This is a genomic window from Pseudomonas sp. Irchel 3E20 (genome assembly GCF_900187645.1).
Lineage (GTDB): Bacteria > Pseudomonadota > Gammaproteobacteria > Pseudomonadales > Pseudomonadaceae > Aquipseudomonas.
Genome location: NZ_FYEE01000005.1, coordinates 134,439 through 149,539, shown reverse-complemented (window position 1 = coordinate 149,539; position 15,101 = coordinate 134,439). Strand labels below are relative to the sequence as shown.

The window sequence follows — 15,101 nt, the reverse complement described above, 5'->3', positions numbered from 1 at the left end:
GCACCGATTAACCCTAAATAAAATATTCATAAAGCGCACTATAAGGCTCTTTATATTGATTAATAGGCATTAAAACGCCCTTTAAAAGCAAATAACCTCCCATAAAAAACCCCGAAGGGCTCACGCCGTCCGGGGCCGTGCCTGGCGCATGGATCACAACTTGGCGATGGAAACCTCGGTGGATTTAACAAAAGCGATCACCTCGCTACCGATCACCAGTTCCAGCTCTTTGACCGAGCGAGTGGTGATGACGGAAGTGACGATGCCGGAAGCGGTTTGCACGTCGATTTCCGACAACACATCGCCTTCGACAATTTCCTTGATGGTGCCTTTGAACTGGTTGCGCACGTTGATGGCTTTAATGGTCATGGTGTTGCTCCTAGGGTCGGTATTGAGTGGCGAGCGGCAAGCTTCAAGCGGCAAGTCAAAGCAAAAGCGCTTCCTCTTGAAGCTTGCAGCTCAACACTTGCAACTGCCTTCATTGCGCCCAACGCAGTTGCGTGGGCAGGGGTGACACGGGTTCTGGTTCGGGCGGGCTGCCGGGCAGCGACAGCACGCGGTTAAGCACTTCGGTTTCCAGGGTGGCCAGGCGATGGGAGCCGCGGACCCGGGGGCGTGGCAGTTCCACGACAAGGTCCAGGCCGACTTCGCCGTCTTCGATCAGGATCACCCGGTCGGCGATGGCCACGGCCTCGCTGACATCGTGGGTCACCAGCAGCACGGTGAAGCCATGTTGCTGCCAGAGGCGTTCGATCAGTTGCTGCATCTCGATGCGGGTCAGGGCGTCCAGCGCGCCCAGGGGTTCGTCGAGCAGCAGCAGGCGCGGTTGATGGATCAGCGCGCGGGCCAGGGCCACCCGTTGTTTCTGGCCCCCGGACAGCGCCGCCGGCCATTCCTCGGCGCGGTCGGCAAGGCCTACCGCGTCGAGGGCCTCCAAGGCCTTGGCGCGCCAGTTGCCCGTGAGCCCCAGGCCCACGTTGTCGATGACTTTTTTCCAGGGCAGCAAACGCGCCTCTTGGAACATCAGCCGCGTGTCGTCGCGGGCCGCGCTCAGCGGCGCGGAGCCGGCGAGCAGTTCGCCGCCGCTGGGCAGGTCGAGGCCGGCGAGCAGGCGCAGCAAGGTGCTCTTGCCGCAGCCGCTGCGCCCCACCACCGCGACAAATTGCCCGGCCGGGATATGCAGGTCGATTTCGCGCAGCACCTGGCGCGCGCCGAAGGTTTTTTGCAGCTTGCGCACCGCCAGCGGAATACCGCGCAGCAGGCGCGGCGGTTGTTGAGCGGTCATGCCGCACCTCCCTTGGCCACTTGATAGGCCGGGTGCCAGCGCAGCCACACGCGCTCCAGGCCACGGGCCGCGAGGTCGGCGAGTTTGCCGAGCACCGCGTAAAGGACGATGGCCAGCACCACCACATCGGTTTGCAGGAATTCGCGGGCGTTCATCGCCAGGTAGCCGATGCCGGAGCTGGCGGAAATGGTCTCGGCCACGATCAACGTCAACCACATAAAGCCCAGGGCAAAGCGCACGCCCACCAGAATCGACGGCAAAGCGCCGGGCAGGATCACCTGGCGGAACAGGCCGAACCCGGACAACCCGTAGCTGCGCGCCATTTCCACCAGCGCCGGGTCGACGTTGCGGATGCCGTGGTAGGTATTGAGGTAGATCGGGAACAGCGTGCCCAGGGCGACCAGGAAAATCTTCGCCGACTCATCGATGCCGAACCACAGGATCACCAACGGGATCAACGCCAGGTGCGGCACGTTGCGGATCATTTGCACCGAACTGTCCAGCAGGCGTTCGCCCCACTTCGACAGGCCGGTGATAAAGCCCAGGGCCAGGCCGATACCGCCGCCGATGACGAACCCCAAGCCCGCACGCCAGCCGCTGATCGCCAGGTGCTGCCAGATATCGCCGCTGCGCACCAACTCAACGCCTGCGCCAATCACCGCGCTCGGCGCGGGCAGAATCCGCGTAGACAGCCACCCCGCCGACACCGACAACTGCCACACCGCCAGCAGCAGCACCGGCAGCAACCAGGGCGCCAGGCTGTGGATAAGTTTGTTGTTCATGACCACGCCTCAGCTCTGGGACGCGGCTTTGGGGAGGATGTCGTTGGCCACCATCTCACCGAACGGGCTCACGTAGCCGCCGGTTTTCGGCACCTCGGGGCGTTCCACATCCAAGTGCGGGAACAACAGCTCGGCCACGCGGTACGACTCTTCCAGGTGCGGGTAGCCAGAGAAAATAAAGGTGTCGATGCCCAGCGCCGCGTATTCCTTGACCCGCGCCGCCACGGTCGGGCCATCGCCCACCAGCGCCGTGCCGGCACCGCCGCGCACCAGGCCCACGCCCGCCCACAGGTTGGGGCTGACCTCCAGGTTGTCGCGGCTGCCGCCGTGCAGCGCGGCCATGCGTTGCTGGCCCACCGAGTCGAAGCGCGCCAGAGACGCCTGGGCACGGGCGATGGTGTCTTCGTCCAGGTGGGAGATGAGTTTGTCGGCGGCTTTCCAGGCCTCTTCGTTGGTTTCCCGCACGATCACATGCAAGCGGATACCGAAGCGCACGGTGCGCCCCAGCTTGGCGGCCTTGGCGCGCACTTGCTCGATTTTTTCCGCCACGGCTGCCGGCGGTTCGCCCCAGGTCAGGACCATTTCCACCTGCTCGGCGGCCAAGTCCTGGGCCGCCTCCGAGGAACCGCCAAAGTACAGCGGCGGGCGCGGTTGCTGGATCGGCGGGTAGAGCAATTTGGCGCCTTTGACGCTGATGTGCTGGCCGTCGTAGTCCACGGTTTCGCCTTCGAGTACGCGGCGCCAGATGCGGGTGAACTCCACCGAGGCCTGGTAGCGCTCTTCGTGGCTGAGGAATAAGCCATCGCCGGCCAATTCTTCCGGGTCGCCGCCCGTCACCAAGTTGAACAACGCCCGGCCGCCGGACAAACGGTCCAGGGTCGCGGCCTGACGCGCCGCCACCGTCGGCGAAATGATCCCCGGGCGCAGGGCCACGAGGAATTTCAGCCGCTGGGTCACCGGGATCAGCGACGCGGCCACCAGCCAGGAGTCCTCGCAGGACCGCCCGGTGGGAATCAGCACGCCACCAAAGCCCAGGCGATCGGCCGCTTGCGCAACCTGCTGCAAGTAACCGTGATCCACGGCGCGAGCGCCTTCGGCGGTGCCAAGGTAATGGCCGTCGCCGTGGGTAGGCAGGAACCAGAAAATATTGAGGCTCATGGAGTGGTCTCCTAAGGAAGGCGAATTAAGGCGCTGTGGCCACGGCCGCGGGCGGCGTCCAGATCACGTCTTTGATGGTCAGCGGTTTGGGGATCAGCTTGAGCTGGTAGAAGGCGTCGGCGATTTTCTGTTGCGCGGCGACCACCTCGGGGGTGAGGAACAACGCACCGTAGCCCTGGCGCTTGACCGACGTCAGGGTGATCTCGGCCGGCAGGCCCAACAGCGGCGCGACTTGCTGGGTCACCTCTTCAGGGTTGGCCTTGGACCATTCGCCCACGGCGCGCACTTCTTCGACCAGGGCCTTTATCACGTGCGGGTGTTTTTCGGTGTAAGGCTTGGTGGCCAGGTAGAACTGGTGGTTATCGACGATGCCGCTGCCGTCACGCAGGGTGCGCGCTTGCAGTTGCTGCTCGGCGGCAGCCTGGTACGGGTCCCAGATCACCCAGGCGTCGACGCTGCCCCGCTCGAACGCGGCGCGGGCATCGGCGGGCGGCAGGAACACGGTCTGGATATCGGTGTACTTGAGGCCCGCATCCGCCAGGGCGCGCACCAGCAGGTAATGCACGTTGGAGCCTTTGTTGAGCACCACTTTCTTGCCCTTGAGGTCTTGCACCGATTGGATCGGCGAGCCCTTGGGCACCAGGATGGCTTCGCTGGTGGGGGCTGGCGGCTCGTAGGCAACGTAGAGCAAGTCGGCGCCGGCAGCCTGGGCGAACACGGGTGGGGTTTCGCCGGTCACGCCAAAGTCGATAGAGCCCACGTTAAGCCCTTCGAGCAATTGCGGGCCGCCGGGGAATTCGGTCCATTGCACCTCGACGCCTTGGGCGGCGAGGCGTTTTTCCAGGGTGCCCTTGGCTTTGAGCAGCACCAGGGTGCCGTACTTCTGATAGCCAATACGCAGGGTTTCGCCCGCGTGGGCTTGAACGATGGCGCCGAAGGACACAGCCGCAGCAAACAGCGCGACCAGACCGCGACGCAAAATTACAGGGCGCATGGCGCTCTCCTATTTGCGGTTGGGTAGTGGTTGCGCCTGCTGAGCCGTTAGCGGCCAAGTAAGGCGAGGTAAAGCGGTATTGGGTAAGGCTCAAATGCTCCAGCGAGCACTCAACAAACGTTCATTCAGCAACCGCGGGTCAAGGGGCTTGGGCCGCCGCGCCAGGGCGCTGTAGAACTGCTCCAGGGCCTCGTGCAAACGTTTTTCCAGCACCGGCACCAGTTGCGGTTGCGCGCTGCCTTCGCCGTAGGCGATCTGGCTGTCCTCGGCAAAGATGCCGTGGAGCATCTCTTGGGCCTTGAGCGCCGACAGCACCGGTTTGAGCGCGTAATCCACCGCCAGCATGTGGGCGATGCTGCCGCCGGTGGCCATGGGCAGCACCACTTTGTGGCTCAGGGCGCGTTCGGGCAGCAGGTCCAGGATGGTCTTGAGCGCACCGGCGAACGAGGCCTTGTACACCGGCGTGGCAATCAGCAAGCCATCGGCATTTTCAATCTGTTGCAGCAGGTCGATGACCTTGGGGCTGTCGAACCGCGCGTGGAGCAAGTCTTCGGCCGCAAAGTCACGCACCTGATAACTCACCACCTCCACGCCCTGTTGCTGCAGCCAGCGTTTGGAGAGATCCAGCAGCACTGCGGAACGGGAGCGTTGGCTGGGGCTGCCACCGATAGAGACGACCAGCATGCAGATAATTCCTCAGGGTTATGGCGATTCGCCGTGGGCGATCTCGCTGCGATGGACAGACCTTAACAGGTGTTTTTTATATCCATAAATCATATTTATTCATTTGTTTATTCTTTAAATGAATATGCAAATGGCTTTCTACCCCCCATAAAAAAAGGCCGCGTAAACGGCCTGAAATCCCCTGCTTTGTGGATAAGTTCGCCCCCACCTGGCGTCCAGCTCAGCGGTTAGGCTGCGGCGTCAGGCGCAGGTACGGCTTCACTGCGCGGTAGCCCTTGGGAAAGCGCTTCTTGATTTCGTCTTCGTCCTTGAGCGAGGGCACGATCACCACCTCGTCGCCGTCCTGCCAATTGGCCGGGGTGGCGACTTTGTAGTGGTCGGTCAGTTGCAGCGAGTCGATCACCCGCAGGATTTCGTGGAAGTTGCGCCCGGTGCTGGCTGGGTAGGTGATGGTCAGGCGAATCTTTTTATTCGGGTCGATGACGAACAGCGAGCGCACGGTCAGGGTGTCGCTGGCGTTGGGGTGGATCAGGTCATAAAGGTCGGAAACCTTGCGGTCGGCATCGGCCAGGATCGGGAAGTTGACGATCGTGTTCTGCGTCTCGTTGATGTCCTCGATCCAGCGGTGGTGCGAGTCCACCGGGTCCACGGACAAGGCAATGGCCTTGACGCCGCGCTGGGCGAATTCGTCCTTGAGCTTGGCGGTGAAACCCAGCTCTGTGGTGCACACCGGGGTGAAGTCCGCCGGGTGGGAAAACAGCACGCCCCAGCTATCGCCCAGCCACTCGTGGAAGCGGATGGTGCCGGCGCTGGAATCCTGTTCAAAGTCGGGGGCGATATCGCCGAGTCGAAGGCTCATGGTGGTGCTCCTGGTGAGTGCGGTTTGAGCCTACTGTGCCTGCCAGGGAATTTATTTAAAAAGAATAAATATCGATTTATTTAGATCATAAAAGAATATTAAAAGGTGGCCAGAACGGCCCGACGTCCACGCGCCATCCGCCCGCGAAACAGGCTGGCAGGGTTGGGAGAAAGAGGCGGGAGAGCAAGTGAAACGCCCCGCCCGGCATAGCGCCGGGCGGGGGTTTTGAAGCGGGGTTACAGAATCGGCAGGGTGTAGCTGACGATCAGACGGTTTTCGTCTTGGTTACGCGCCACGTCGGAACGCAGGGAAGCGTTTTTCCACGCCAGGCCCACGCCCTTGAACGTACCTTCGGGCACCACGTAGCCGAGGTTGAAGTCGCGTTCCCACTCGCCCTTGTCGCCGGCCGAGGTCGCCACGTTGTCGCCCTTGAGGTAGATCACAGAAGTGGTCAGGCCAGGCACGCCGATAGCGGCGAAGTCATAGGCGTACTGAGCCAGCCAGGTGCGCTCGCCGGCACGCTGGAACTTGCCGATCTGGGAGTCGGTAATCAGGTAGGCCGAAGCACCGTCACCCTGGTTCAGGAACGGGAAGTCGCTGGTGCCGTTGACGCGCTGGTAGCCGGCGCTGACCGCGTGGCCTTGCAGGCTATAGGTGAACTTGGCGCTCCAGGTACGGTTGTCCACTTCACCACCGTTGTTCTGGTAGCCGCTGGAACGGTAGCCGGCCAAGCGACCTTCCTGGTTGCCGTTCTTGCCGTCGGAGCTGCTGTTGAAGTAACGCAGGTCGCTCTTGATCGCGCCCACTGGCAGTGCCCAGTTGTGGGTCAGGCCCAGGAAGTGCTGTTTGTAGAAATCTTCCAGGTTGCCGTAGTAGTACTGGGCAGTCAGGTCTTTGGTGATTTTGTAGTCACCACCGGCGAAGTAGAACTCGTTGCTGCGCTTGTTCGAGGTCTTGGTGGTGGTGGCGCCGTTGGAGCCCGCGATGGTCAGCGAGTCGTTGTTGGTCGAGTTACGACCTTTGGCGTGTTCCAACTTACCGCCGACCAGGGTCAGGTTCTCGATGTCGTTGGAGGTGATCTGGCCACCCTCGAAGGTCTGCGGCAGCAGGCGACCATCGTTGGAAGTCACCACCGGCAGTTTTGGCAGCAGGGTGCCCAGGCGCAGTTCAGTCTTGGACACCTTGACCTTGGCGGTCAGGCCCAGGCTGCTGAAATCGTCCACGGCACGGCCGTCGCTGTCACTTGGGAACACCAGGCCGCCCTTGCCCGCGCTGTTGGCGTTGTAGTGCGTGCCCTTGCCCGAATCGAGCTTGACGCCGTACAGGCCGATGGCGTCCACACCAAAGCCCACAGTGCCTTGGGTGTAGCCGGAAGCGAAGTTGAAGATGAAACCCTGGCCCCATTCTTCCTGCTTGGAAGGATTGGCGGTGCCATCACGGTTATCTGAGTTGATGTAGAAGTTGCGGGCAGTGATGCTCGCCTTGCTGTCTTCGATAAAACCGGCGGCGCCAGCTTGCTGTGCCAACACCCCAACGGCAACAGCCAGGGCCAACGTGGACTTGTTCATGTTTCGCTCCTCTCGTTTCTAATTCTTGTGTTCTTTGGTCCTGGGTCTGAAGCCCGGGATCCACAGATGCGCGATTAGCGCCAGACCGTGACTGATAAGTCAATCGTAACCACTTATGTCTACGACCAAGGTCTAACCGCTGCCAATTCGCCCCTAGGGTAATGAGTTTTCCATAAACCCAAAAAGAATTGTTTCGTTCTTTTTCATACCTTTCAGGAATAAAGCAAAACGGGCCGAATAAAAGCGTATCGGCACATAAGCTAATTCTTAAAAGATATTTATTAGACGTTTTTTAGATCGCTTAGCTTTGACGTAAATCAATTCCGTCAAAAAAGGCGCGCCATCATGGCCAAACCCGTCGTTCTGAGTCAATTTGCCACCCTTTTCGCCTCGCTGGCCGTGGCGTTTGCCGCCCATGCCGCCGACCTCACCGTGGGCTATCAAACCGGCATCGACCCCAGCAAAGTCCCCCAGGCCGATGGCCTGTACGAGAAAACCACCGGCCAGGCGATCGACTGGCGCCGCTTCAACAGCGGCCCGGAGGTGGTCGCAGCCATTGCCTCGGGGGATGTGCAGATCGGCAACCTGGGCTCCAGCCCCCTGGCCGCCGCCGCGTCACGCAATGTGCCGATCGTCACCTTTCTAGTGGCCGCGCAGATCAACGCCGCCGAGGCTCTGGTGGTGCGCAACGGCAGCGGCATCGACAAACCTCAAGACCTGATCGGCAAGACCATCGCCACGCCGTTCGTGTCCACCTCCCACTACAGCCTGCTCGGCGCCCTCAAGCATTGGGGCCTGAGCACCTCGCAAGTAAAAGTGGTGAACCTGCAACCGGCGCAGATTGCCGCAGCCTGGAAGCGCGGCGACATCGACGGCGCGTTCGTTTGGTCGCCGGCCCTGGGGGAAATCCGCAAAAACGGCAAGACCCTGACCGACGCCGCCCAAGTCGGCCAATGGGGCGCACCGACGTTTGAGGTGTGGGTGGCGCGCAAGGATTACGCCGAGAAGCACCCCGAGGTGATTGCCCAATTCGCCAAAGTGACCCTGGATGCGTTCGCTGACTATGCAGCGAACAAAGCCACCTGGACGGCCGAATCGGTGCCTGTACAAAAAATCGCCAAACTGACCGGCGCCAACGCCGCCGACATCCCTGAACTGCTCGCCGGCTCCACCTTCCCCGACGCCCAGGCGCAAAAAAGCAGCGCGCTGCTGGACGGCGGCACGGCCAAGGCAATTGGCGAAACGGCCAGGTTTCTCAAGGAACAAGGCAAGGTCGAAACGGTGCTGCCCGACTATGGGCCGTATGTGAGTGCGAAGTTCATCGCGCATTGAGGGGCAATCGGCCTCTAGGGGCGCGAGCCTGCTGGCGATAACCGAGTGCCAGCCAACGAGGATGTTGGCGGGTAGAGCGTCATCGCGAGCAGGCTCGCTACCAGAGGAACCGAACTCGGCCTTCTATCAAAGTGCCTTTTCGAAGATCTTCGAGTTGCGCTGGTAGTTGTACAGCGACGCCCGCGCCGAGGGCAGGCGTTCGACGCTGCTGGGCACGAAGCCGCGTTCGCGGAACCAATGGGCGGTGCGGGTGGTGAGCACGAACAGGGTTTTGAGGCCCTGGGCCCGGGCGCGGCTTTCGATGCGCTCGAGCAATTCGTCGCCGCGCCGACCGTGGCGATATTCCGGGCTGACCGCCAGGCACGCCAGTTCGCCGGCGTCCGAGTCGGCGATCTGATACAGCGCCGCGCAGGCGATAATCATGCCCTCGCGCTCGACCACGCTGAACTGCTCGATTTCCCGCTCCAGCACTTCCCGCGAGCGGCGCACCAAAATCCCCTGTTCTTCCAAGGGGCTGATGAGGTCCAGCAAGCCACCGACGTCTTCGATGGCCGCCTCGCGTACCAACTCGAATTGCTCCTGGGCCACCAGGGTGCCACCGCCGTCACGGGTGAATAGCTCGGTCAGCAGCGCGCCATCTTCCACATAACTGACGATATGGCTGCGGGCCACACCGCCACGGCAGGCCTCGGCGGCCGCGTCGAGCAATTCGCCCTGGTAGTTGCTGCCCAGGCGCGCCAGGTGCGCGGGCACCTGTTGCGGGCGCAGCTCGCGCACCAAGCGGCCATCAGCGTCGATCAGGCCGGTGTCGGCGCCAAACAGCAGTAATTTGTCGGCACCCAGGTCGATGGCGGCGCGGGTAGCCACGTCTTCGCAGGCGAGGTTGAAGATTTCCCCGGTGGGCGAATAGCCCAACGGCGACAGCAGCACGATGGAGCGCTCGTCCAGCAGGCGATTGATGCCCTTGCGGTCAACCCGGCGCACCTCACCGGTATGGTGGTAGTCGACGCCTTCAAGCACGCCGATGGGCCGCGCGGTGACCAGGTTGCCGCTGGCCACCCGCAGGCGCGAGCCCTGCATGGGCGAGGCGGCCATGTCCATGGACAGCCGCGCTTCAATGGCGATGCGCAACTGGCCCACGGCGTCGATCACGCATTCCAGGGTCGCGGCGTCGGTGATGCGCATGCCGTGATGGTAATGGGGGATCAGGCCACGGGCGGCGAGGCGGGTTTCGATCTGCGGGCGCGAGCCGTGGACCAGCACCAAACGCACGCCCAGGCTGTGCAGCAGCACCAGGTCGTGGACGATATTGCCGAAGTTGGGATGCTCGACGCCGTCACCGGGCAGCATCACCACAAAGGTGCAGTCGCGGTGGGCATTAATGTAGGGAGACGCGTGACGAAGCCAATTGACGTATTCGGGCATGACCTGAACCTGTAATAAAAAGCAGCCGAAAAAAGGGTGGGCACAAAACGCACAGCGGGCTGTTGGTTATCGTCGGAACAGGCTTGGCAACACGCGCACTCTCCTTGGGGTCGGGGGCTGGCAACCGGCGGATCAGGCCGGGGTCAGGCAGTAGTGTTGGATCAGTTGACGTAATAGATGCACGGTAGGCTGCAAACGTGACATTTCGAGGTATTCCCCCGGTTGGTGGGCGCAGGCGATATCGCCCGGGCCGAGCACCAGCGTCTCGCAGCCAAGGCGCTGAAGATAAGGTGCTTCGGTGCCAAACGCTACTGCTTGCGCGCGATGGCCGGTTAGACGTTCGGCCAGTTGCACCAGCTCGGCGTCTTCGCGTTGCTCGAAGGGCGGCACTTCGGGGAACAGCGGCGCGTAGTCGATTTGCACCTGATGCCGCTCGGCCACCGGTTCAAGCTTCTGCCGGATGGCCGCGCGCAGGGCGGCCGGGTCCATGCCCGGCAAGGGCCGCAGGTCGAATTCCAGGGAGCATTGGCCGCAGATGCGGTTGGGGTTGTCGCCACCGTGGATGCAGCCGAAGTTGAGCGTCGGCTGGGGCACCGAGAACTGTGGGTTGCGGTATTCGCGCTGCCACGCCAGGCGCAGGCCGCGCAGTTCGCCCATGGCGTCGTGCATGGCTTCCAGAGCACTGTGGCCCAGGCGCGGGTCGGAGGAATGGCCGCTGCGTCCGAGGATGTCGATGCGCTCCATCATCACCCCTTTGTGCAAGCGGATCGGCTTGAGCCCGGTCGGCTCGCCGATCACCGCCGCACGGCCCAGGGGCCGACCCGCCTCGGCCAGGGCACGGGCGCCGGCCATGGAGCTTTCTTCATCGCAAGTGGCGAGGATCAGCAGCGGCTGCTTGAAGGGTTGGCCCAACAGCGGCAACACCGCCTCGATGGCCAGAGCGAAAAACCCTTTCATATCGCAACTGCCCAGGCCTACCCAGCGGCCGTCGATTTCCGTCAGTTTCAGCGGATCGGTCTGCCACAGCGCTTCGTCGAAAGGCACAGTGTCGCTATGCCCGGCCAGCACCAGGCCACCGGGGCCACTGCCGTAACTGGCCAACAGGTTGAACTTGCCCGGGCTGACCTGCTGGAGCTCACAAGCAAAACCCAAATCACCCAGCCAGGTGGCAAGCAGGTCGATCACGCCACGGTTGGACTGGTCCAGGTGCGCCTGGGTACAACTCACCGAGGGCGCGGCAATCAGCGCAGCGAACTGGTCTTTCATCGACGGCAAAGGCATGCGCGGGCTCCTGGAAGGCAATGAGTCTCATCATAGTGCCATCTTCGCCGCACAATAAACCGTTGGCCGACCCTGGGCCGGCGAGTCCTGTACACTGCACGGCCTTGGCAGCCACACATTCCCTCCGGCTGCGCTCCCGATCCTGGATTTTCCGGCCATGCACAAAGAAACCGAAATCAAACTGCGCGTCAGCCGCGAAACCCTCGCTGCCCTGCGCGAGCACCCGTTACTGAAAAAACGCAACAAAAGTGGCTGGGAACGCCGTGAGTTGATGAACCAATACTTCGACACCCCCGAGCGCGACCTGGCCCAGGCCAAGGTGGCCCTGCGCCTGCGCAAGGATGGCGAGGCCATCATCCAGACCCTCAAAACCCGCGGGCAAAGCGTTGCAGGCCTGTCAGAGCGCAACGAATACAACTGGGACCTGCCCAAAGCCAAGCTCGACGTGAAGAAACTCGACGGCGAATGCTGGCCCGAGCAATTGGCCGAGCTGGACAAAAAAACCCTCAAGCCGATCTTCACCACCGACTTCGTGCGCGAGCGCGCGGAAATCGCCTGGGGCCGTGGCAAGGCCAAGGTGGTGATCGAAGCAGCCCTGGACCTGGGCCTGGTGATCGCCGGTAAACAGAAAGAAGAAATCTGTGAGCTGGAGCTGGAACTGCGCGAAGGCGAACCCAGCGCCCTGCTGGAGCTGGCCGCCGAACTGGCCGCCACCCTGGCGCTGATGCCGTGCGACATCAGCAAGGCCGAGCGCGGCTATCGCCTGTTCGACGCCAACAGCTATTCCCTGAGCCTGCCGGCACCACAACTGAGTGCCGAAACGCCGTTGGACGACGCCTTCGCCGCCCTGAGCTGGCACTTGCTGGGCAGCAGCCAGCGCCTGGCCGAGCAATATCGCTTCAATGGCCACTGGCGCCTGTTACAGGACTGGGTGGACAACCTCGCCGAAATGCGCGCCCTGATCGCCAGCCTCGGCCAGGCTGCGCCGCGCCAGGCCACCAGCGAACTGCGCCTGGCCCTGGACGCCCTGCTCGAAGACTGGCGCCCGCTGGTCCAGGCCGGGCAAGACGACGAAGACGTGCGCAAAGCCGCGCCGGAGCAGTTCCTCGAAGAACTCCAGGACCCGCGCTGGGGCCAGTTCTCCCTCAACGCCTCGCGCTGGCTGCTGGCCCGCACCTGGACCGCCGAGCGCAACACCCGTGGCAACCGCCAGGGCGCCGCGCAGTTGAGCAGTTGGCTGCCGCGCCTGCTGGGCGACGAAGCCGTGGCCCTGCAACTGCAACGCTACCAGCAGCAACCCGAAGACCTGGCCGAGCAACTGCCGCGCATCGAGCGCATCCAGGCCTGGTTGCACCACGCCCGCCACGTGCTGGAAATCCCGGAACTGGATCGCCTCTACGGCGAGCTGAACAAGTTGCAGCAACTGGCCAACGAGCCAATCACCGAAGAGTCCCTGGACGTGCGCAAGCATCAGGCCATTGCGGTGTACCAAAACCGCGCCTGGAAAACCCTGCTGCGCCTCTAAGCGCAGGGTTTTGAAAAAGGGCAGTGCCAGGGACGATCGCCCTGCACTGCCCTTTTTTGTAACGGTTGGCCGCCGTCGTGGGGCTGAATGACAGGTCACCGACCGTCAAATAAACGCCATATTTATGACAACTTACCGTTCGTCGGATTTGATCCGATAAAAACAACAAAATAATGACACTGTCACGCTGATATCACAGAGTACTCGTACAAAAAAAATGGACATTGACACTGCCGGCCTCCGGACGCTCTTTGCCCATTTTTTGCTTTTAAGTGACTGACGATTAACCAGGAAGAACCAGCGTGAAGCGTGAGGACAACATGACCCATCCCGGGGCCAGCAACACTGAGTGCCCGCAAGCCACGCCCGTTGACCTACGCCCGCCGACCGCCGCGCGTCCACCTGCCGCCCCGCGCACCAACGCCTTCGGCCAACCCCTTGAACCTGCACCCGGCGCCCTTAAGGCCCGCGTCATCGTCGTCACCTCGGCCCGCCCCAACGTGGGCAAGACCACCCTGGTGGCAGCGCTGGCCAGTTCCCTGCAACTGCCACGCGGGCAAACCTTCGCTCTCGACCTGGACCCAAAAAACGCCCTGGCTGCACGGCTCGGTGCCACCGCCACCGCCACAGGCCTGATCCACGCCCAGCAGCACGGGAAAAACTGGCGCGACGCTAGCCTGGGCGGGTTCGCCGACAGCCGGGTGCTGGCCTTTGGCAACGCCACCTGCGAGCAACAACGCGACTTGGAAAAGCACCTGCGCCAAGACCCTCTCTGGCTCGCCCGGCAACTGGCGGCGATGAACCTTGAGGAACGCGACCTGGTCATCATCGACACCCCCGCCGGCGAATCGCCCTACCTCAGCCAAGCCCTAGGCCTGGCCGACAAAGCCTTAGTGGTGACCCTGGCCGACACCTCGTCCTACCGCTACGCCAACTACATGGAACGCCTGTTGCTGCCGTATCTGGAGCAGGACAACCCGCCGCAGAGCTACTTCGTCATCAACCGCGTCGACATCACCAGCTCCTTCAACCTGGACATGTGCCAAGTGCTGAAAAAACGCCTGGGCCGGCAACTGCTGGGCGTGGTGCACTGCGACCCGGTTATCCGCCTGGCGGGCAGCGAGGGCCGCGACCCACTGGAACAGGTGCCCCACAGCCGCGGTTGCAGCGACCTGCTCAACATCACCGGCGCCCTTTACGAGCAACTGTTGGTGCCAACGCTCTAGGCCTCACACCGGCAGGCAGGTGGTGGACTTGATCTCAGAGAGGGCAACGATCGAGTTGACCTCCTGAATACCCGGCACCATGGACAGTTTTTCGAAGAAAAACCGTTCGTAGGCCTCGATATCGGCGGTGACGATGCGCAACAGGAAGTCCACTGCGCCCATCAGCACATAACATTCCAGCACCTCGGGAAAACCGCGAATGGCGTCGGTGAACTCGGTGAAGTTGGAGCGCCCGTGGGCGTTGAGTTTGACCTCGGCGAAGATCTGCGTGTTGAGGCCGATTTTCTTGCGGTCCAGCAGCGTCACCTGGGCGCGAATCACACCCTCCTCCTTGAGCCGCTGAATCCGCCGCCAGCACGGCGACTGCGACAACCCCACCTGCTCAGCGATCTGCGCGCTGGAGAGCGAGGCGTCTGCCTGAAGCAGCGCCAGGATGCGGCGGTCGTAGGCGTCCAGTTCGCTATGCATATAAAAACCCCCAATCAGCAATTTTAAGAATTGAACAAGTCGTACACACCCTAGATAGGCCGATCATAGGCAAGAAAAACCACCAAACCCATGTAAATATTTCTCCCACCATTGAGGAGACCCGCCGTGCCCCCGCTCGAAGCCGTCCACACCACCACCCGCGCCGACGCCTGGCACGTGGGCAACGCCCATTGCCGGGCGCGCTACCACCTGCTGGCCGAGGCCGAACCCGACGTGCTGTGCCGGGTGCTCAACCATTTCGCCTTGCAGTGCCTGACGCCCTGCCAGGTGGGTGCCGTGCGCGAAGACGACCTGCTGGCCATCGATATCGAGGTCGATGGTTTGAGCTGGCACCGGGCCCAGGTGATCGGGGAAAAACTCCGCAACCTGATTAGCGTCTACACGGTGACCCTGGAAAAAACCGAGGCGACCTGGGCTGAACCTGCGCACGCGGCGGGGTAAGTACCGTCGGAAAACTCCCGCAACGCTTGAGTCGCAGGCGTACAGCACAGCG

15 protein-coding genes are annotated in these 15,101 nt (G+C 62.4%); 4 read left to right on the top strand and 11 right to left on the bottom strand.

Going from position 1 to position 15,101, the window contains the following annotated elements; genetic code table 11:
* Positions 1-153 precede the first annotated feature (153 nt).
* The 8 genes from CKW13_RS11555 to CKW13_RS11520 form a co-directional block, all read right to left on the bottom strand.
* On the bottom strand, positions 154-369 hold the full coding sequence (locus tag CKW13_RS11555) for a molybdopterin-binding protein (RefSeq protein WP_003213899.1): 216 nt from the start codon (positions 367-369) through the stop codon (positions 154-156).
* A 109-nt stretch (positions 370-478) separates the two neighbouring features.
* Positions 479-1,285, bottom strand: a complete 807-nt coding sequence (ssuB, locus tag CKW13_RS11550; protein ID WP_095108745.1) for an aliphatic sulfonates ABC transporter ATP-binding protein — start codon at positions 1,283-1,285, stop codon at positions 479-481.
* Entirely contained in the window at positions 1,282-2,067 is a 786-nt protein-coding gene (ssuC, locus tag CKW13_RS11545) for an aliphatic sulfonate ABC transporter permease SsuC (RefSeq protein ID WP_095108744.1), read from the bottom strand. The genes ssuB and ssuC overlap by 4 nt, the downstream gene beginning before the upstream one ends.
* A gap of 9 nt (positions 2,068-2,076) precedes the next feature.
* Complete coding sequence (ssuD, locus tag CKW13_RS11540) at positions 2,077-3,225, bottom strand: FMNH2-dependent alkanesulfonate monooxygenase (protein WP_095108743.1); 1,149 nt, start codon at positions 3,223-3,225, stop codon at positions 2,077-2,079.
* Between the two features lie 25 nt (positions 3,226-3,250).
* Positions 3,251-4,219 carry a sulfonate ABC transporter substrate-binding protein gene (locus CKW13_RS11535; RefSeq protein WP_095108742.1) on the bottom strand — a complete coding sequence of 323 codons (969 nt, stop codon included), beginning with the start codon at positions 4,217-4,219 and terminating at the stop codon, positions 3,251-3,253.
* A gap of 90 nt (positions 4,220-4,309) precedes the next feature.
* A complete protein-coding gene (ssuE, locus tag CKW13_RS11530; RefSeq protein WP_095108741.1) occupies positions 4,310-4,903 on the bottom strand; it encodes an NADPH-dependent FMN reductase in 594 nt (197 codons plus the stop codon).
* Between the two features lie 220 nt (positions 4,904-5,123).
* Positions 5,124-5,762: a peroxiredoxin gene (locus tag CKW13_RS11525; protein ID WP_095108740.1), complete on the bottom strand. Its 639-nt coding sequence runs from the start codon at positions 5,760-5,762 to the stop codon at positions 5,124-5,126.
* 236 nt (positions 5,763-5,998) lie between these two features.
* The gene (locus tag CKW13_RS11520; protein WP_095108739.1) at positions 5,999-7,330 is read right to left on the bottom strand and encodes an OprD family porin; all 1,332 of its coding nucleotides are present in this window, start codon (positions 7,328-7,330) and stop codon (positions 5,999-6,001) included.
* 345 nt (positions 7,331-7,675) lie between these two features.
* On the opposite strand from CKW13_RS11520, the gene tauA reads away from it, so the two are divergent.
* Positions 7,676-8,662, top strand: coding sequence for a taurine ABC transporter substrate-binding protein (gene tauA / locus CKW13_RS11515; protein ID WP_095108738.1), 987 nt, complete (start codon positions 7,676-7,678; stop codon positions 8,660-8,662).
* Positions 8,663-8,788: 126 nt separating this feature from the next.
* On the opposite strand, the gene argA is transcribed toward tauA, so the two are convergent.
* Complete coding sequence (gene argA, locus CKW13_RS11510; protein WP_095108737.1) at positions 8,789-10,087, bottom strand: amino-acid N-acetyltransferase; 1,299 nt, start codon at positions 10,085-10,087, stop codon at positions 8,789-8,791.
* Between the two features lie 132 nt (positions 10,088-10,219).
* Complete coding sequence (gene argE, locus CKW13_RS11505; RefSeq protein WP_095108735.1) at positions 10,220-11,368, bottom strand: acetylornithine deacetylase; 1,149 nt, start codon at positions 11,366-11,368, stop codon at positions 10,220-10,222.
* Positions 11,369-11,525: 157 nt separating this feature from the next.
* Here argE and CKW13_RS11500 point away from each other — a divergent pair, with 157 nt between their 5' ends.
* Positions 11,526-12,893, top strand: coding sequence for an inorganic triphosphatase (locus CKW13_RS11500; RefSeq protein WP_095108734.1), 1,368 nt, complete (start codon positions 11,526-11,528; stop codon positions 12,891-12,893).
* 302 nt (positions 12,894-13,195) lie between these two features.
* On the top strand, positions 13,196-14,119 hold the full coding sequence (bcsQ, locus tag CKW13_RS11495) for a cellulose biosynthesis protein BcsQ (protein WP_095108732.1): 924 nt from the start codon (positions 13,196-13,198) through the stop codon (positions 14,117-14,119).
* A gap of 3 nt (positions 14,120-14,122) precedes the next feature.
* On the opposite strand, the gene CKW13_RS11490 is transcribed toward bcsQ, so the two are convergent.
* Positions 14,123-14,587: an Lrp/AsnC family transcriptional regulator gene (locus CKW13_RS11490; protein WP_095108731.1), complete on the bottom strand. Its 465-nt coding sequence runs from the start codon at positions 14,585-14,587 to the stop codon at positions 14,123-14,125.
* A 126-nt stretch (positions 14,588-14,713) separates the two neighbouring features.
* Between CKW13_RS11490 and CKW13_RS11485 the strand changes: the two genes are divergently transcribed.
* The gene (locus tag CKW13_RS11485) at positions 14,714-15,049 is read left to right on the top strand and encodes a hypothetical protein (RefSeq protein ID WP_095108729.1); all 336 of its coding nucleotides are present in this window, start codon (positions 14,714-14,716) and stop codon (positions 15,047-15,049) included.
* The last annotated feature ends 52 nt before the right edge of the window (positions 15,050-15,101 follow it).